Origin of the sequence: Pseudomonas sp. TH06, from assembly GCF_016651305.1 — a bacterium.
In the GTDB taxonomy this organism is placed as follows: domain Bacteria; phylum Pseudomonadota; class Gammaproteobacteria; order Pseudomonadales; family Pseudomonadaceae; genus Aquipseudomonas.
Window position 1 is genome coordinate 140,639 of sequence record NZ_JAEKEC010000002.1, and the last position, 18,498, is coordinate 159,136.

General features: G+C 60.3%; 17 protein-coding genes. 10 read left to right on the forward strand and 7 right to left on the reverse strand.

Annotation, left to right across the window (positions count from 1 at the left end):
- Position 1: 1 nt before the first annotated feature.
- The 4 genes from JFT86_RS24205 to JFT86_RS24220 form a co-directional block, all read right to left on the reverse strand.
- The gene (locus JFT86_RS24205; protein ID WP_201238763.1) at positions 2-592 is read right to left on the reverse strand and encodes a YceI family protein; all 591 of its coding nucleotides are present in this window, start codon (positions 590-592) and stop codon (positions 2-4) included.
- Positions 593-827: 235 nt separating this feature from the next.
- Entirely contained in the window at positions 828-1,124 is a 297-nt protein-coding gene (locus tag JFT86_RS24210) for an amidase (protein WP_201238764.1), read from the reverse strand.
- Positions 1,121-2,194 carry a serine hydrolase gene (locus JFT86_RS24215; RefSeq protein WP_201238765.1) on the reverse strand — a complete coding sequence of 358 codons (1,074 nt, stop codon included), beginning with the start codon at positions 2,192-2,194 and terminating at the stop codon, positions 1,121-1,123. Before JFT86_RS24215 ends, JFT86_RS24210 begins: the two co-directional genes overlap by 4 nt.
- A gap of 149 nt (positions 2,195-2,343) precedes the next feature.
- A complete protein-coding gene (locus tag JFT86_RS24220; RefSeq protein ID WP_201238766.1) occupies positions 2,344-3,222 on the reverse strand; it encodes an acyl-CoA dehydrogenase family protein in 879 nt (292 codons plus the stop codon).
- 153 nt (positions 3,223-3,375) lie between these two features.
- Between JFT86_RS24220 and olsB the strand changes: the two genes are divergently transcribed.
- On the forward strand, positions 3,376-4,131 hold the full coding sequence (gene olsB / locus JFT86_RS24225) for an L-ornithine N(alpha)-acyltransferase (protein WP_103307013.1): 756 nt from the start codon (positions 3,376-3,378) through the stop codon (positions 4,129-4,131).
- Positions 4,131-4,922 carry a lysophospholipid acyltransferase family protein gene (locus JFT86_RS24230; RefSeq protein WP_201238767.1) on the forward strand — a complete coding sequence of 264 codons (792 nt, stop codon included), beginning with the start codon at positions 4,131-4,133 and terminating at the stop codon, positions 4,920-4,922. The genes olsB and JFT86_RS24230 overlap by 1 nt, the downstream gene beginning before the upstream one ends.
- A 102-nt stretch (positions 4,923-5,024) precedes the next feature.
- Here JFT86_RS24230 and JFT86_RS24235 read toward each other — a convergent pair whose 3' ends face one another.
- Positions 5,025-5,609 carry an ACP phosphodiesterase gene (locus tag JFT86_RS24235; protein WP_201238768.1) on the reverse strand — a complete coding sequence of 195 codons (585 nt, stop codon included), beginning with the start codon at positions 5,607-5,609 and terminating at the stop codon, positions 5,025-5,027.
- A 170-nt stretch (positions 5,610-5,779) separates the two neighbouring features.
- On the opposite strand from JFT86_RS24235, the gene JFT86_RS24240 reads away from it, so the two are divergent.
- The 3 genes from JFT86_RS24240 to JFT86_RS24250 are packed head-to-tail and all read left to right on the forward strand — an operon-like array spanning position 5,780 to position 8,363.
- Positions 5,780-6,082 (forward strand): metalloregulator ArsR/SmtB family transcription factor, encoded by a 303-nt coding sequence (locus JFT86_RS24240; RefSeq protein WP_201238769.1) that lies wholly within the window; start codon positions 5,780-5,782, stop codon positions 6,080-6,082.
- A 34-nt stretch (positions 6,083-6,116) separates the two neighbouring features.
- Positions 6,117-7,283 carry an MFS transporter gene (locus JFT86_RS24245; protein ID WP_103307019.1) on the forward strand — a complete coding sequence of 389 codons (1,167 nt, stop codon included), beginning with the start codon at positions 6,117-6,119 and terminating at the stop codon, positions 7,281-7,283.
- A 30-nt stretch (positions 7,284-7,313) separates the two neighbouring features.
- Positions 7,314-8,363, forward strand: a complete 1,050-nt coding sequence (locus tag JFT86_RS24250) for an alkene reductase (RefSeq protein WP_201238770.1) — start codon at positions 7,314-7,316, stop codon at positions 8,361-8,363.
- 208 nt (positions 8,364-8,571) lie between these two features.
- Here the strand turns inward: JFT86_RS24250 and emhR are convergent, their stop codons facing one another.
- Positions 8,572-9,204, reverse strand: a complete 633-nt coding sequence (gene emhR, locus JFT86_RS24255; RefSeq protein ID WP_201238771.1) for an efflux system transcriptional repressor EmhR — start codon at positions 9,202-9,204, stop codon at positions 8,572-8,574.
- Positions 9,205-9,471: 267 nt separating this feature from the next.
- Between emhR and emhA the strand changes: the two genes are divergently transcribed.
- From emhA to JFT86_RS24280, 5 genes are all read left to right on the forward strand, one after another.
- The gene (gene emhA, locus JFT86_RS24260; RefSeq protein ID WP_201238772.1) at positions 9,472-10,629 is read left to right on the forward strand and encodes an efflux RND transporter periplasmic adaptor subunit EmhA; all 1,158 of its coding nucleotides are present in this window, start codon (positions 9,472-9,474) and stop codon (positions 10,627-10,629) included.
- Positions 10,630-10,632: 3 nt separating this feature from the next.
- The gene (gene emhB / locus JFT86_RS24265; protein WP_201238773.1) at positions 10,633-13,782 is read left to right on the forward strand and encodes an efflux RND transporter permease subunit EmhB; all 3,150 of its coding nucleotides are present in this window, start codon (positions 10,633-10,635) and stop codon (positions 13,780-13,782) included.
- Positions 13,779-15,239: an efflux RND transporter outer membrane subunit EmhC gene (gene emhC, locus JFT86_RS24270; protein WP_201238774.1), complete on the forward strand. Its 1,461-nt coding sequence runs from the start codon at positions 13,779-13,781 to the stop codon at positions 15,237-15,239. The genes emhB and emhC overlap by 4 nt, the downstream gene beginning before the upstream one ends.
- 416 nt (positions 15,240-15,655) lie before the next feature.
- Positions 15,656-16,915, forward strand: coding sequence for an OprD family porin (locus JFT86_RS24275; protein WP_201238775.1), 1,260 nt, complete (start codon positions 15,656-15,658; stop codon positions 16,913-16,915).
- A 271-nt stretch (positions 16,916-17,186) separates the two neighbouring features.
- On the forward strand, positions 17,187-17,993 hold the full coding sequence (locus JFT86_RS24280) for a methyltransferase domain-containing protein (protein WP_201238776.1): 807 nt from the start codon (positions 17,187-17,189) through the stop codon (positions 17,991-17,993).
- A 106-nt stretch (positions 17,994-18,099) separates the two neighbouring features.
- Here JFT86_RS24280 and pcaC read toward each other — a convergent pair whose 3' ends face one another.
- The gene (pcaC, locus tag JFT86_RS24285; protein WP_041070503.1) at positions 18,100-18,492 is read right to left on the reverse strand and encodes a 4-carboxymuconolactone decarboxylase; all 393 of its coding nucleotides are present in this window, start codon (positions 18,490-18,492) and stop codon (positions 18,100-18,102) included.
- Positions 18,493-18,498: the final 6 nt, after the last annotated feature.

The window sequence follows — 18,498 nt, forward strand, 5'->3', positions numbered from 1 at the left end:
GTCAGCGTGCCGTGAAGATCAGCACCGCACCCACCGGCACCGACAGACTGATGGCCGACAGGTCGGCCAGTTTGCGCAGGTTTTCCAGTCCCGGAACAAGATCGAAATCTTCGGCGTTGATCACCAGCGGCTCCAGCGTCACCACTTGAAAGCGTCGGTCATCCAGACGCGTCGCCAGCAGCTCGGCGGGGTATTCGTGTTGCTTGCCGTGCAGGTTGACGGTCAGCGGCAAGCGCAATTCCAGCTGCGCGCCGGGGGCCAGATCGTTGATCGGGCGCAGGTCGATTTGCGTGGTGATGGTGGCTTCAGGGAATTGCTCGATCTGGAACAGCTCCTTGCGCATGCGTTCGTCACGCAGCGGGATGCCGCTGTTGATCGAATCCAGTTCGACTTCGACTTCGGCGCGACCGCTGGGGTCGACCTTGCCGTGCAGCACCAGAAAGCGCTGCACTTCAGAAATATGGGCGTTTTTCGTGCTGACGAACGACAGCCGCGACGACTCGCCGTCCAGATACCAATTGGCTTGCGCCGGCAGCGCAGCGGCGGCCAGCAACAGACTGGACAGGGTTTTGAAGAGGGAGCGGTTGAACATTGAACACTCGTGGGGCCGATAAACCTGCACGAACCTTAACCGGACGTGGCGTTTATGCAAACTTTCAATCACCACCTATCTATCTGCCGGTGAAGTCTTGTGGTGAGGGGATTTATCCCCGACCGGCTGCGCAGCAGTCGCAAACCTGAGGATTGGTTCTGAATGACACACTGCTGGGGCCGCTTCGCAGCCCATCGGGGATAAATCCCCTCACCACAGGGGTTGGGTGTGGTGGTCAGGGATTCAGGCGGCAGCCTTGGCGTTCGTTCAGCCATCGCGCGCTGTTGCGGCGGCCCATGCCGCTGACGGTGATGGTTTTACTGGCGCTGTCATCGCTGAAGCTGCTGGTCGGCAACCACTGTTTCACATAGCCACGGCAATACTCGGCGTCGTTGTTCATCACATACCGGCACGAACAATATTCCTTGGCGGTGTAGGCGCTGATGATGTCCGGAAAGGCCCACAGATTTTCCCGTTCGTACCCGATCCAACCGAGCAGCACGACAAGCAACACCAGCAAGAAGCGCTTCATGGCTGCACCGCCTTCAACACACGCTTGAGCAATTCGTTGTGGCGGTAGCTGCCGTCGCGATCATCGCCGTAGCGCACGATCACCAGTTTCTCGCTGGGAATCACATACAGCGCCTGGCCCCAATGGCCAAGCGCGGCGAAAGTGTCGGGCGGGGCGTCGGGCCAGGGTGATGACGCGCCATCCGCCGGACGATTGAGCCACCATTGGCCGCCGGGGACCGCTTCGTCCTGATGGGCCTTGTAACCGGCGAAAGGTTTCAGGTTGAAGGCCAGCCAATCCCTGGGCAGCAATTGCCGATCACGCCAGCGCCCGTCACGGGCCATCAACAGACCGACCCGCGCCAGATCCCGGGCCGTGAGATAGGCGTAGGAAGATGCGACAAACGTGCCGCTGGCATCGGTTTCCCACACGGCCTGGCGAATGCCCAACGGTTCGAACAGCGCCGTCCATGGGTAGTCGGGATAACGCTGCGGGCCGACGATGGTTTTCAACGCGGCCGCGAGCAGATTGCTGTCGCCACTGGAATAACGGAACGCCTGCCCCGGCTCGGCGTAACTGTCGTGATCGGCGGTGAACGCGGCCATGTCGCGGTGGCCACGGGTATACAGCATCGCCACCACCGAAGATTTCAGCGGGGCGTATTCGTAGTCTTCCTGCCAGTCGATACCCGAGGCCCAGTGCAACAGGTCGGCCATTTTGAGCGCCGGGTGTTGTTGCAGCGCCGGGTAAAATTTCACGGCGGGGTCTTCAAGTTTGAACAGGCCTTCGCCGTACGCCACGCCGAGCACGCTGGCCATCAGGCTTTTGCTGATCGACCAGGTCAAGTGCGGAGTCTGTTCGGTGGTCGGGCCGGCGTAGCGTTCGTAGACAATCTGACCGTCGCGGATGATCAGCAAAGCGTCGGTGCGGATGCCTTTGCGAGTATTGTCGTCGCGAGCGGGAAAGGCGTAGTTCTGCAGATCTTCAACCGCGGTGATCCGAGGGCCGACCGGCCACTGTTCGCCGGGCCACTGCTCGGCTTGAACGGTAAAGCTGAGCAACAGCAGAAACAGCGACAGGCCTTTGAACATGGTGTGGGCTCTGGGAATTAACCTGCTGAGCCTAGTCGGGGTTTATGACAGGGGTGTGGTGATTCTTAAATTGCTATCGCGAGCAGGCTCACTCCTACAGGGGGAACGCATTCCAATTGTAGGAGTGAGCCTGCTCGCGATGAGGCCTGTCAGGCCTCGACCAACGCCTTGGCCAACCGCTTCGCCCGTGCCCCCGCCGCCAACTGCATCACGCCCTGATCGCGCTGCCACATCGTCGCCCACTCGGGATTACCGGTGGCCAACGCCTGATCGATCTCACTCTTCAGCGATTTAAACTGCGCAAACAACCCACCCAGCAACATATGCCCCGGCGGATTGTTCGGCGGCTGCCGGCTCGCTTCCGCACAACCGGCCAGCAGCGCGAGCAAGCGCAATTGCAGCGGCTGCGGCCAGTCGCTGTCCTGGCCGACGCCGTACAACCACGCCGTCATCGCACTCAGCACATAGACATCTTCCAGCGTGCGAAACGGTTTGACGTAAGCGTCCCAACCGTCACCGGCCAGCAACTCGCACAACGCGCTGTCCAGATGCAGGCGACCGTGACTGACGTCCGGCATCAATGGCAGCGGCGGCAATTTTTCCACCGTCACGCCGGGTTCGCCGGGATACACCACCGCCAGGCTCAGGCGCGGGGCCTCGCCGGGTTCTTCGCAGCGCGCGGCAATCAGTAGCCAGTCCGCGGCATCACCGGCGGTGACGAAATCCTTGCGGCCCGTCAGACGCAAATCGGTCAGCCGCGTCTGCATGTCTGCCGGGCGCAAGCTGCGCTGTTCGGTCGCACACAACGCGCCGAGGCTCAGCGGCGCACTCGGCCACAACATGCGCAATGCCGCTTGATAACCGACCAGAAATGCCAGCCCCGGCGTCGCCATCCGCCGCCCGCCCGCGACCGCCAATTCGAACGGCGTGACGTTGCCCAGTTGATGCAACAACGTCGCAAAACCTTCGGCAAGGTCAGCAACGGCGGGCAATCGTTCACGGCTTTGCAACAGATCTGGCCAGGGCATAAGAGGCTCCTTGTGGGCTGTCATATAAGCATCACCAAACTTTCATGGCGATGACACCGGGGCTACATAGCCTGACTTTGCACAACACGGCTGCATAAAGAAAGTCGATCGGCTGCAACCCACGACGGGTTAAAGGCCCGTACGGAGATTCACATGACTCAGATCGCCCGCATCAGCGACACCGGCAATGAACGCCGCCTGCAAGCCGAACGCCTGATCGGCGCCGAGGCCTTGCAGCAAGCCCAGGCCTTGCGCTTCAGCGTCTTCAGTGGCGAGTTCAACGCCAAGCTGAAAGGCGCGGAACTGGGTCTGGACATGGATGATTATGATGTTCACTGCAGCCACATCGGCGTGCGTGACCTGAACACCGGGCGCCTGGTGGCGACCACCCGTTTGCTCGATCACACCGCCGCCAGCAGCCTGGGCAAGTTCTACAGCGAAGAAGAATTCAGCCTGCACGGCCTCGCTCATCTGCAAGGCCCGATCCTTGAAATCGGCCGCACCTGTGTTGACCCGGCCTACCGCAATGGCGGCACCATCGCCGTGCTTTGGGGCGAGTTGGCCGAAGTGCTGAATCAGGGTGGCTACAGCTACTTGATGGGCTGCGCGAGCATCCCGATGCAGGACGGCGGCATTCAGGCTCACGCGATCATGCAGCGTCTGCGCGAACGTTATCTGTGCACCGAACACCTGCGCGCCGAACCGAAAAATCCGCTGCCGACGCTGGATATCCCCTCCAACGTGATTGCGGAAATGCCACCGCTGCTCAAGGCCTACATGCGTCTGGGCGCGAAGATCTGCGGCGAGCCGTGCTGGGATGAAGACTTCCAGGTGGCAGACGTGTTCATCCTGCTCAAGCGCGACGAACTCTGCCCGCGCTACGCCAAGCACTTCAAGGCGGCCGTGTGATGAGCCGGTTGCGGGTGTACGCGCGGATCGCGCGAGTGCTGCTGGTGGTCTCGCTGGGTTTGAGCATGGCCAGCGTCTTCGGCGTGTTTGAACGGATTGGCCTCGCGCATTCGATGGAGCGGCGCCAGCGCTGGTCGCGGTTTTTCATGGCGCGCCTGAGCAACGCCCTGCCCTTTCGCATGACCGTACACGGCGAATTGCCGAAGCAGCCGATGCTGTGGGTCAGCAACCATGTGTCGTGGACGGATATCCCGCTGCTGGGCATGCTCACGCCGCTGTCGTTTCTGTCCAAGGCTGAAGTGCGCACCTGGCCGGTGGCCGGTTGGCTGGCGGCAAAGGCTGGCAGCTTGTTCATCCGTCGCGGTTCGGGCGACAGCCAGCTGATCCGCAAGCAGATGACCCGTCACTTGCAAACCGATCATTCGCTGTTGATGTTCCCGGAAGGCACGACCACTGACGGGCGTTCACTGCGCACTTTTCACGGTCGCCTGCTGTCGGCGGCGATTGATTCCGAGGTGATGCTGCAACCGGTGGCGATCCGTTACCTGCGCAACGGTGAGATCGATACGCTGGCACCGTTCATTGGTGACGATGATCTGCTGTCGCACCTGATGCGTCTGTTCAGCAACGATTGCGGCGACGTCGAAGTGCATCTGCTCAAGCCGATTGCCTGCCAGGGCCGGGAGCGTGCGGCGCTGGCATTTGAAGCGCAGCAGGCGGTGCAGAAGGCGTTGTTTGGTGCGATTCCGGAAACCCGACAATCGCCAATGCGTCCAGCAATCGCAGCCTGAAACAGCAATCCCCTGTAGGAGTGAGCCTGCTCGCGATAGCGGTGGTTCAGTCACATCGGTGTTGCCTGATGTACCGCTATCGCGAGCAGGCTCACTCCTACATTAGATCTTCTGTGCCTGGGAGTTTTCGGCGAAGTCCTGGAGTTGCGGGTAGAAGAGGCGAAAGTCTTCACTCAACGGCTCATACAACCGCCGCAATTCCTGCATCGCCCCCGCCAATTCCTCCGGCTTTGTCAAACGCCGGGAGATGCCGCGCAACACCTGCTCCAGCACTTCAAACTCCCGGTACGAACCCAGCCAGTCATTGGCGACCATGTGCGGCGCAATCTTCGCCAGACGCTCGGGCAATTGCGGTTCACGGGACAGCACCCGGTAGACATCCGCCGTGAACTGCTCAAGTGGTTGATCGGCATACAAGCGCCAGTCCCGCGCCAGACAATGGTCGAAAAACACATCGAGGACGATCCCGGCATAACGCCGTCGGGTCTCGGAAAATCGCCCCAGCGCAATGTCCACCAACGGATGGCGATCCGTGAACACGTCAATCCGTCGATGCAGTTGAATGGCCGCCTCGACTTCCGGGGCAAACTGCCCTTGCAGCCGCCCTTTGACGAAATCGCCATACAGGCTGCCGAGCAATTGATCGGGGCGCTGGCCACCGAGGTGCAAATGTGCGAGATAGTTCATGGGCGCAGCTTAGCACTGCGACCCGTTATCCATATATCCACGTATCGTTATAACGCGATATACCAATTTATGCTGACGTCAGATCAAAATCATATTGGTGTATCGCGATCTAACGATTTAAAGTTCGCCACATCGCGATATAGCGTTGTACACATGATGAGCACCCTGCCATGAACCTCGACCTCGACGAAATAATAAAAGCCCTGGCGCACCCAGTACGACGAGACATCCTCAACTGGCTGAAAGACCCGAAAGGCGAATTCCCGGAACAGTTGCACAACCACGAGTACGGCATTTGCGCCGGGCAGATCGATCAACGCTGCGGCCTGTCGCAGTCGACCGTTTCGGCGCACCTCGCAACGTTGCAACGCGCCGGTCTGATCAGCAGCCAGAAGGCCGGTCAATGGCATTTTTTCAAACGCAACGAGGACGTGATCAAGGCGTTCCTCAGCACCCTCAGTAAAGAGCTCTGACCCTTCACGTCAGTTAGCCGACAAGGAAACCCGCATGCCCCTCTCGCTACTCATCCTCGCCTTGAGCGCCTTCGCCATCGGCACCACCGAATTCGTCATCATGGGCCTGTTGCCCGACGTGGCGGCCGACCTCGGTGTGTCGATTCCCGGCGCCGGCTGGCTGGTGACCGGTTACGCCCTCGGCGTGGCCATCGGTGCACCGTTCATGGCACTGGCCACCGCCAAACTGCCGCGCAAGGCTGCACTCGTCGCGTTGATGGGCATTTTTATTGTCGGCAACCTGCTCTGTGCGCTGGCCAGTGATTACAACGTGCTGATGTTTGCCCGTGTCGTCACTGCACTGTGCCACGGTGCCTTCTTTGGTATCGGTTCGGTGGTGGCGGCAGGTCTGGTGGCGCCGAACAAACGCGCTTCGGCAGTCGCGCTGATGTTCACCGGCCTGACGCTGGCCAACGTCCTCGGCGTGCCGTTGGGCACTGCGCTGGGTCAGGAAGCCGGCTGGCGTTCGACCTTCTGGGCAGTGACCGTGATCGGTGTGATCGCGTTGATCGGTCTGATCCGCTTTCTGCCGGCCAAGCGTGACGAAGAAAAACTCGACATGCGCGCCGAACTCGCCGCCCTCAAAGGTGCGGGTATCTGGCTGTCGCTGAGCATGACCGCACTGTTCGCTGCCTCGATGTTCACCCTGTTTACTTACGTCGCGCCGCTGCTCGGCGACGTCACTGGCGTTTCGCCAAAAGGCGTGACCTGGACCCTGCTGTTGATCGGCCTTGGTCTGACCGTCGGCAACATCATCGGCGGCAAACTGGCAGACAAGCGCCTCGGCGCCACCCTGATCGGCGTGTTCGTGGCGATGGCGGTGGTGTCCACCGTGCTGAGCTGGACCAGCGTCGCGCTGATCCCGACCGAAATCACCCTGTTCCTCTGGGCCACCGCCTCGTTCGCGGCGGTGCCGGCACTGCAAATCAACGTAGTCACCTTCGGCAAGGCTGCACCAAACCTGGTCTCGACCCTGAACATCGGCGCTTTCAACGTCGGCAACGCGCTTGGCGCCTGGGTTGGCGGCAGCGTCATCGCCCACGGCTTCGGCCTGACCAGCGTGCCATTGGCTGCAGCTGCTCTGGCAGTGCTCGCCCTGCTGGTGACCCTGATTACTTTCCGTCAGAACGGCAACGCCGAGCTGGCCCCCGCGACCAACTGATTAACCACGTCATTACGAGGGTTCTATTTCATGGCAACAATTTTCGATCCGATCAAACTGGGCGACATCGAGCTGGCCAACCGCATCATCATGGCCCCGCTGACCCGCTGCCGCGCCGACGAAGGCCGCGTGCCGAATGCGCTGATGGCCGAATACTACGTACAGCGCGCCTCCGCCGGCCTGATCCTCAGCGAAGCGACTTCGGTAACGCCAATGGGCGTCGGCTACCCGGACACCCCGGGCATCTGGTCCAACGATCAAGTGCGCGGCTGGTCCAACGTGACCAAAGCCATTCACGCTGCCGGCGGCAAGATTTTCCTGCAACTGTGGCACGTAGGTCGCGTTTCTCATCCGTCGTACCTCAACGGTGAAGCACCGGTTGCACCGAGCGCGGTTCAACCCAAAGGTCACGTCAGCCTGGTTCGCCCACTGGCCGACTACCCAACCCCGCGCGCCCTGGAGACCGCTGAAATCGCCGACATCATCGACGCTTACCGCACCGGCGCCGAGAACGCCAAGGCCGCCGGTTTCGATGGCGTGGAAATCCACGGCGCCAACGGCTACCTGCTCGACCAGTTCCTGCAAAGCAGCACCAACCAGCGCACCGACAACTACGGCGGCTCGCTGGAGAACCGCGCACGTCTGCTGCTGGAAGTGACTGACGCAGCGATCGAAGTCTGGGGCGCTGGCCGTGTCGGTGTGCACCTGGCACCACGCGCCGACTCCCACGACATGGGCGACGACAACCTGGCGGAAACCTTCACCTACGTTGCTCGTGAGCTGGGCAAACGCGGCATCGCGTTCATCTGCTCCCGCGAGAAAGAAGGCGCTGACAGCCTTGGTCCGCAATTGAAAGAAGCTTTCGGTGGCCCGTACATCGCCAACGAAAAATTCACCAAGGACAGCGCCAATGCATGGCTGGCCAGCGGCAAGGCTGACGCCGTCGCGTTCGGCGTGCCGTTCATTGCCAACCCGGATCTGCCGGCGCGTTTGAAGGCGGATGCACCGTTGAATGATGCGCGTCCGGAGCTGTTCTACGCGAAAGGCCCGGTCGGTTATATCGACTACCCGACGCTGTAACGCTTACCGCAGAAACACAAAAGCCCCCGACTCGTGAGAGCCGGGGTTTTTTTGTTGGGCGGCGCTCAGGGCCAGCGGCCAACACTCATTCACACAGACGACACAAATTCCCTACAAAATCCGTAGCTCGCTACGTATAAACTCCCCGCCGCGAACGTATATAAAAGCAGGCCAATTGACATAAGCTGTGTCAATTACGCATTTTGTTTCATTTGCGCAGGCTAGGGCTCAGGCGCAGCATATCCAACCCTGTATCGACCCAGCGCTCGGCCTCGGCATGCAACTCGAAGCTGTCCGGCGCCAGAAGCCAACCATACAGAAGGCCATCGATATAGGCATGAATGCTGATGGCCGCACGGGCAGTGTCGAGATCTTGCGGCAACTGGCCGCGATTCACCGCATTACGCAGGGTCAGCCCGATACGCAGATTGCAATCGAGGCTGGCCGCCCGGCGCTGCTGGCGCAAATCGCACATTTCATCGGTGAACTCGCACTTATGAAACAGAATTTCGTTGATACGCCGGGTTTTCGGGTCCAGCGCAACTTGATGAAACAAATGAATCAGCAATTTGCGCATACAGCCCAGCGGGTCCAGTTCGTCCTCGCTTTCACTGGCCTTGGCCAGTTCATCCAGCGGCTCATGCAAGCTGTCGAGCATGGCCTGGACCAGATCGGCCTTGTTGCTGAAATGCCAATAGATCGCGCCGCGCGTGACACCGGCCATGGTCGCGATGTCCGCCAACGTCGTACGAGCGACGCCCCTTTCATAAAAGGCTTTCTCTGCCGCCTCCAGAATCTGGCTGCGGGTTTCTTGAGCTTCCTCTTTGGTACGGCGGACCATGGCAGTAAAACCTCAAACAGGATGTTTCAGGGATGGCTGAATATCCGCTGAATAAAAAGGGGGGCGATCTCTCGCGGATCGGCTCCCCGGCCTACAATTTCAAACCTTGCAACGACTTTTGTAACAGGGTGGGTACGCGGCCAAGGTGTTTACAAACAACCATGAACGTAAGTATATTCATTAGCAAGCTACTTATCCACCCGGCATCTTTTTTTTACCCTTCCACACTTCTTGTGCGTTTTTTGCGCGCCTGACCCGAGGATCTTCATGCAATTCAAGCCAGCTGTTACCGCTCTGGTCACTGCCGTCGCCCTGGCATCGCTGCTCAGCGGATGTAAAAAGGAAGAAGCGGCACCGGCCGCTCCGCCCCCTCAGGTCGGCGTCGTCACCCTGCAACCACAAGCCTTCACCCTCACGTCGGAACTGCCGGGGCGCACCAGTGCGTACCGCATCGCGGAAGTTCGACCGCAGGTCAACGGCATCATTCTCAAACGTCTGTTCAAGGAAGGCGGCGACGTCAAAGCCGGCCAGCAGCTGTATCAGATCGATCCGTCGGTCTATGAAGCGACCCTGAAAAGCGCTGAAGCCAATCTGCGTTCGACCAAGTCGATCTCCGACCGCTACAAGCAACTGGTCGACGAGCAGGCCGTGAGCCGTCAGGAATACGACACCGCCGTGTCCAACCGCCTGCAATCGGAAGCCTCGTTGCAGAGCGCGCAGATCAACGTGCGTTACACCAAGGTTTACGCGCCGATCTCCGGTCGTATCGGTCGTTCTTCAGTGACCGAAGGTGCACTGGTCAGCAATGGCCAGACCGATGCCATGGCGACGATCCAGCAACTGGACCCGATCTACGTCGACGTGACGCAGTCTTCGGTTGAACTGCTGGAACTGCGCCGCGAACTGGAAAGCGGTCGTCTGCAAAAGGCCGGTGACACTTCGGCTGCGGTCAAGCTGACCCTGGAAGACGGCAGCCAGTACAAGCTCGACGGTAAGCTGGAATTCTCCGAAGTGTCGGTCGACCCGACTACCGGTTCCGTGACCCTGCGCGCCGTGTTCCCGAACCCGGATCACACCCTGCTGCCGGGCATGTTCGTCCGCGCCCAGTTGCAGGCCGGCGTCAACGCCGCGGCCATTCTGGCGCCGCAGCAAGGCGTGACTCGTGACCTCAAAGGCACCCCGACCGCGCTGGTCGTCGGCGCCGACAACAAGGTCGAACTGCGTCAGCTCAAGGCCAGCCGCACCGTCGGCAGCCAGTGGCTGATCGAAGATGGCTTGAAAGCCGGCGATCGCCTGATCACCGAGGGGCTGCAATACGTGCGCCCTGGTGTTCAGGTAAACCCGACCGAAGCCACCAATGTCGCGAAAAAGAACCCGGCCCCCGCTCAGGCAGCTGACAAAGCCGCTGGCGGCAAAGGGGAGTAACTCATGTCAAAATTCTTCATCGACCGTCCGATTTTCGCCTGGGTAATTGCCCTGGTGATCATGCTGGTCGGGGCACTTTCGATCCTGAAACTGCCGATCAACCAGTACCCGAGCATTGCGCCACCGGCCATTGCGATCTCCGTGACCTACCCGGGCGCTTCGGCGCAAACCGTGCAGGACACCGTGGTACAGGTGATCGAGCAACAGCTCAACGGTATCGACAACTTGCGTTATGTGTCCTCGGAAAGTAACTCCGACGGCAGCATGACCATCACCGCGACCTTCGAGCAAGGCACCAACTCCGACACCGCGCAGGTACAGGTTCAGAACAAGCTGAACCTGGCCACCCCGCTGTTGCCGCAGGAAGTGCAGCAACAAGGTATCCGTGTGACCAAGGCAGTGAAAAACTTCCTCTTGGTGATCGGTGTTGTATCGCGTGACGGCAGCATGACCAAGGACGACCTGTCCAACTACATCGTGTCGAACATGCAGGACCCGATCTCGCGGACCGCCGGTGTCGGTGACTTCCAGGTCTTCGGTGCGCAGTATGCGATGCGTATCTGGCTCGACCCGGCCAAGCTGAACAAGTACAACCTGACCCCGGCTGACGTCAGCACCGCGATTTCGGCGCAGAACGTCCAGGTCTCGTCCGGTCAGCTCGGTGGTTTGCCGGCGCTGCCTGGCCAGCAACTGAACGCCACGATCATCGGCAAGACCCGTCTGCAGACTGCCGAGCAGTTCAAGGCGATTCTGCTGAAGGTCAACCAGGATGGTTCGCAAGTGCACGTCGGTGATGTCGCCGATGTCGGTCTGGGTGGCGAGAACTCGACCATCTCGGCGCAATTCAACGGCAAGCCGTCTTCCGGTCTGGCGGTGAAACTGGCCAACGGCGCCAACGCCCTCGACACCGCCAAAGCCCTGCGCAAAACGATTGACGAGCTCAAGCCGTTCTTCCCGCAAGGCATGGAAGTGGTGTTCCCGTATGACACCACGCCAGTGGTGACCGAGTCGATCAAGGGTGTGGTTGAAACCCTGGTCGAAGCGATCGTGCTGGTGTTCCTGGTGATGTTCCTGTTCCTGCAAAACTTCCGCGCCACCGTCATCACCACGATGACCGTGCCAGTGGTATTGCTGGGTACGTTCGGCATCCTCGCGGCGTTCGGTTTCAGCATCAACACCCTGACCATGTTCGGTATGGTGCTGGCCATCGGCTTGCTGGTGGACGACGCCATCGTCGTGGTGGAAAACGTCGAGCGGGTGATGAGCGAAGAAGGCTTGTCACCGAAAGAAGCGACCAAAAAATCCATGGGCCAGATCCAGGGCGCACTGGTCGGTATTGCCTTGGTTCTGTCGGCGGTACTGCTGCCGATGGCGTTCTTCAGCGGTTCTACCGGTGTGATCTACAAGCAGTTCTCGATCACCATCGTCTCGGCCATGGCCCTGTCGGTAATGGTCGCGCTGATCTTCACCCCGGCGCTGTGCGCCACCATGCTCAAGGCAATTCCGAAAGGCGAGCACGGCACACCGAAAAAAGGTTTCTTCGGCTGGTTCAACCGCAGCTTCGACCGTGGTGTGAAAAGCTACGAGCGTGGCGTCGGCAACATGCTGTCGCGCAAAGCCCCGTATCTGCTGGCCTACGTACTGATCGTGGTTGGCATGATCTGGCTGTTCACACGCATTCCGACTGCGTTCCTGCCGGAAGAAGACCAGGGCGTACTGTTCGCCCAGGTACAAACGCCTGCCGGTTCCAGTGCCGAACGCACCCAGGTTGTAATCGACGAAATGCGCTCCTACCTGCTGGAGAAAGAGTCCGGCGCGGTGGCCTCGGTGTTCACTGTGAACGGCTTCAACTTCGCCGGTCGTGGTCAGAGCTCGGGTCTGGCGTTCATCATGCTCAAACCGTGGGGCGAGCGTGATGCCAGCAACAGCGTGTTTGCTCTGGCCCAACGTGCGCAGCAACACTTCTTCAGCTTCCGCGACGCGATGGTGTTTGCCTTCGCCCCGCCGGCGGTACTGGAGTTGGGTAACGCCACCGGTTTCGACGTGTTCCTGCAAGACCGTGCCGGTATCGGCCACGACAAGCTGATGGAAGCGCGTAACCAGTTCCTCGGCTTGGCTGCGCAGAGCAAGGTGCTGTATCAGGTGCGTCCGAACGGCTTGAACGATGAGCCGCAGTACCACCTGGAAATCGACGATGCGAAAGCCCGCGCCCTCGGCGTGAGCATTTCCGACATCAACAGCACCCTGTCGATTTCCTTCGGTAGTAGTTACGTCAACGACTTCATCGACCGTGGTCGTGTGAAGAAGGTTTACGTACAAGGTCAGGCCGGTGCTCGCATGAGCCCGGAAGACATGAAGAAGTGGTATGTGCGCAACAGCGCCGGGACCATGGTGCCGTTCTCCGCGTTCGCCAAGGGCGAGTGGATCTACGGTTCGCCGAAACTGGCCCGTTACAACGGCGTAGAGGCAATGGAGATCCTCGGTTCTCCGGCACCGGGTTACTCCACCGGTGATGCCATGGCCGAAGTCGAAGCGATTGCCAAGAAACTGCCGGCCGGTGTCGGTATCTCCTGGACGGGTCTGTCCTACGAGGAACGTCTGTCCGGCTCGCAAGCACCCGCGCTGTACGCCTTGTCGCTGCTGATGGTGTTCCTGTGTCTGGCGGCGTTGTATGAGAGCTGGTCGATTCCGATCGCGGTCATGCTCGTGGTGCCGCTGGGGATCATCGGTGCGCTGTTGGCCACCAGCCTGCGCGGTCTGTCCAATGACGTGTACTTCCAGGTAGGCCTGTTGACGACCATCGGTCTGGCAGCTAAAAACGCCATTCTGATCGTCGAGTTCGCCAAGGAGCTGCATGAGCAAGGGCGCAGTCTGCGCGATGCGGCGATCGAAGCCTGCCGCATGCGTCTGCGACCGATCATCATGACGTCGCTTGCCTTCGTCCTCGGTGTTGTACCGTTGGCAATCTCCACCGGCGCCGGTTCAGGCAGTCAACATGCGATCGGTACCGGCGTGATTGGCGGTATGCTCACGGCCACGATCCTGGCGATTTTCTGGGTCCCACTGTTCTTCGTCACTGTGTCGTCCATGGGCCAGCGCAAAAATGCCGACTCCGATGACACCAAAGAAACTCCTAAAGAGGCTGGCCAATGAGCAAGTCGCTACTCTCCATCGCCGTCGCGGCCTTCGTGCTGAGCGGTTGCTCGCTGATACCTGATTATCAGCAGCCTGAGGCTCCGGTCGCAGGCCAGTACCCGCAGGGCCCGGCGTACTCGCCGGCCCAGGCTCCGGCGCAGGCCGCTGCCGAGCAGGGCTGGAAGCAGTTTTTCCATGACCCGGCCCTGCAACAGCTGATCCAGGTGTCGCTGGAAAACAACCGCGACCTGCGTGTCGCGGCGCTGAACATCGACGCTTACGCGGCTCAATACCGCATCCAGCGTGCCGACCTGTTCCCGGCGGTTTCGGCCAATGCCAGCGGCAGCCGTCAGCGGGTTCCGGCCCGTGCCTCGCAGACCGGTGAAGCGGGCATCACCAGTTCCTACTCCGCAACTGTCGGCATCAGCGCCTACGAACTCGACCTGTTCGGTCGGGTTCGCAGCCTGAGCGAACAAGCGCTGCAACAGTACTTCGCGACTGAAGAAGCGCGTCGCAGCACCCAGATCAGTCTGGTGGCCAGCGTCGCCAACGCCTACCTGACCTGGCAGGCGGACAAAGAACTGCTCAAGCTGACCCAGGACACCCTCGGTGCCTTCGAAGAAAGCTACAAGCTGACCAGCCGCAGCAACGAAGTCGGAGTGGCCTCGGCCCTGGACCTGGCGCAGTCGCGTACCTCGGTGGAAAACGCCCGTGCGCAACTGGCCAAGTACACCCGCCAGGTGGCTCAGGACGAAAACAGCCTGACCCTGCTGCTCGGTACCGGTATCCCGGCCAATCTGCAAGCGGCCAAACCGCTGGCCGATGACCTGCTCAGCGACGTCCCGGCCGGTCTGCCTTCGGACCTGCTGCAACGTCGTCCGGACATCCTTCAGGCCGAGTACAACCTGAAAGCCGCCAACGCCAACATCGGCGCCGCCCGTGCAGCGTTCTTCCCGAGCATCAGCCTGACCGCCAACGCGGGCAGCCTGAGCCCGGATCTGTCCGGTCTGTTCAAGGGTGGTTCGGGGACGTGGCTGTTCCAGCCGCAGATCAACCTGCCGATCTTCAACGCCGGCAGCCTGCGCGCCAGCCTCGACGCCGCCAAGATCCAGAAGGACATTGGCGTGGCGAACTACGAGAAGTCCATTCAAACGGCCTTCCAGGAAGTCGCCGACGGCCTCGCCGCGCGTCAGACCTACACTGAGCAGCTACAAGCGCAGCGTGATTTCGTTCAGGCCAACCAGGATTACTACCGTCTGGCCGAACGTCGTTACCGCATCGGCGTCGACAGCAACCTGACCTTCCTCGATGCCCAGCGTCAGTTGTTCAGCGCCCAACAAGCGCTGATCACCGACCGCCTCGCGCAACTGACCAGCGCGGTCAACCTGTACAAGGCACTGGGCGGTGGCTGGAATGCGCAAACCGCACAGAACGAACCGCTGAAAGAAGAAGCACCGAAGATGAAGCTGTTCTGATCATCGTCCGGTGAAGACAAGGAGCCCGCCATTTGGCGGGCTTTTTGTTGCCTGTCAGAAAGCTATGTTGTCTGGTCTGACCCTATCGCGAGCAGGCTCACTCCTACGATTGGAATGCATTCCCCTGTAGGAGTGAGCCTGCTCGCGATGAGGCCTTATCAACCACCACAAAGCCCGGCTTAATCTTGCGTTCGATAATCGCCCGAAACCCGCTTTCGCCAATTGAATCCACCCATCCACGCCCCGCACCATTCGTCCCACAAAACCAATAACAACAGGTTCGACACCATGCTCCCGCGCCCTGCCCCGTCCGGCTGATCTCCGCCGCTTAACCTCTGAACACATTTCCTGTCTGCGCCCCGAAATCGGCGGCAGCGCATCCGTTTGCCTTAAAAAAACAAGAGAGACCCGAACCCATGACCATTTCCCCTGCGCCGTACGCACTCCCCGGCCTGATTGCCCTGGCACTGACTGGCGTCGCCCTGCCCGCTGCGGCTGAAGAAGCCGGTTTTGTCGAAGGGGCCAAGGTCAACCTCAACCTGCGCAACTTCTACATCAACCGTAACTTCACCAACCCGACCAAGGCCCAGGGCAAGGCTGAAGAATGGACGCAGAACTTCATCCTCGACGCCAAATCCGGTTTCACTCAGGGCACCGTCGGTTTCGGCATGGACGTGCTGGGGCTTTACTCGGTGAAGCTCGACGGCGGCAAAGGTACCGGCGGTACGCAGCTGTTGCCTTTGGATCACGATGGACGCCCGGCGGACAACTTCGGCCGCACCAACGTTGCCTTCAAAGCCAAGCTGTCGCAGACCGAAGTGAAGGTTGGCGAATGGATGCCGGTGCTGCCGATCCTGCGTTCGGACGACGGCCGCTCGCTGCCGCAAACCTTTCGCGGCGGCCAGATCACCTCCAAGGAAATCGACGGCCTGACCCTCTATGGCGGCCAGTTCCGCGCCAACAGCCCGCGCGATGACAGCAGCATGAGCGACATGTCGATGTTCGGCAAAGCGGCGTTCACCTCCGATCGCTTCAATTTTCAGGGCGGTGAATATGTGTTCAACGACAAACGCACACAGATCGGTGTGTGGAACGCCGAGCTCAAGGACATCTACAGCCAGCAGTACGTCAATCTGATCCACAGCCAACCGCTCGACGACTGGACGCTGGGCGCCAACCTCGGCTTTTTCTACGGCAAGGACGACGGCAGCGCCCGTGCTGGCGACCTCGATAACAAAACCTGGTCCGGCATGTTTTCGGCCAGATACGGCGGCAACACCTTTTACGTCGGCCTGCAAAAGCTCACGGGCGACAGTGCCTGGATGCGCGTCAACGGCACCAGCGGCGGTACTCTGGCCAACGACAGCTACAACTCCAGTTACGACAATGCGCAGGAACGCTCCTGGCAGGTGCGCCACGACTACAACTTCGTCGCGCTTGGCATCCCCGGCCTGACCCTGATGAACCGTTACATCAGCGGCGACAACGTGCACACCGGCACCGTCACTGACGGCAAGGAATGGGGTCGCGAATCGGAGCTGGGCTACACCGTGCAGAGCGGCGCACTCAAGGACCTCAACGTCAGATGGCGCAACTCAACCATGCGTCGGGATTTCAGCAACAACGAGTTTGACGAGAATCGCCTGATCGTCAGCTACCCGATCAGCCTGCTCTAACCCCCCCTGTAGAGCTGCCGCAGGCTGCGATCTTTTGATTTTTTATAAGATCAAAAGATCGCAGCCTTCGGCAGTTCCTTCAGGAAAAGGTGATATCAGCGAGCCATCCGTCAGGAGCGCTGGCACTTTGCTTGCCGTCGAGTAGAGTTGAATCACCTGAAGGACTCAGGCGTACAACCTCTCGCACTTCCGTTATCTGTTGATGTTGGTCCCCCAAGACTTGAGCCAGGCTGTCATCGGAAGACACTGCTGATCACCAGAGGACCCCCTCATGATCACCCGACTCAATGTAGCGCCCGACTGGGACGCCAAGGCGTACCAGCAGTTTTCCCGCTTGCGACAACGTCCGGTCAATGAATTGCTCGACCGTGTCGATCTGCAGAACCCCAAACATATTTATGACCTCGGTTGCGGTACCGGCATTGCCACGCAACTACTGGCCGAGCGCTGGCCGCGTGCACGGTTGCAAGGCATCGACAGCTCCCGGCAAATGCTCGATGAAGCCCGCTGCCTGCCGATTCACGCGTCGTGGAAGCACTGCGATCTGCTCGATTGGCAGCCCGAACAACCGGCAGATCTTTTGCTCGCGGCGGCGGTGCTGCATTTCATCGATGGTCATGAAACTTTGCTGCCGCACCTGCTCGGCCAGCTCAATCGCGGCGGCTGCCTGGCGGCGCACATGCCCGACTGGCGAGATGCGTTGTGGTATCGATTGATGCTCGAAACGCTGGACGATGCCGGCCCCGGCGGCACACCACTGGGTACGCCGCAATTGCGCCAACGCATGGCGGCGCGGCCGCTGTTGTCGCTGGAGGATTACTATCGCCTGCTCGCGCCGTTGACCGCGTCGCTGGATATCTGGGAGACCGAGCAATTGCAGGTGGTCGACGGTAAATCGCCGGTGTACGACTGGGTCAAGGTGTCGGCATTGCGACCGGTGATGCAGGCGCTGGATTCAGAGGAGCAGTCGCGGTTTATCTATCACTACCTGATGCGAGTGAACGCGCACTATCCACAGGAAGCGGACGGGCATACGTTGTTTGCGTTCAAGCGGATATTCATTGTCGCGACGGTGTGATGCGTCGCATCCGCTACCGCTATCGCGAGCAGGCTCACTCCTACAAGGGAACGCATTCCAAATGTAGGAGTGAGCCTGCTCGCGATGGCTTCAGCCCGGTCAACGACTATTCCCGGGATTCGATTCCAAGCTCATCCCACACCGATTCCGCCAGGTGAAACGTCGCATTCGCCGCCGGAATCCCGCAATAAATCGCACTTTGCATGATCACTTCCTTGATCTCGCCCCGGCTCACGCCGTTATTGGCCGCCGCCCGCAGGTGCAGTTTCAGCTCACCCTCGCGGTTCATCCCGATCAGCATGGCGATGGTGATCAGGCTGCGGGTGTGCCGAGGCAAACCCGGGCGAGTCCAGATATCGCCCCAGGCGTGACGGGTGATCATCTCCTGGAATTCCGAGTTGAACTCGGTCAGCGTCGTCAGGCTGCGATCAACATGCGCATCGCCCAACACTGCGCGGCGCACCTGCATGCCGTCGTCGTAACGTTGTTTCTCGTCCACAAAAAT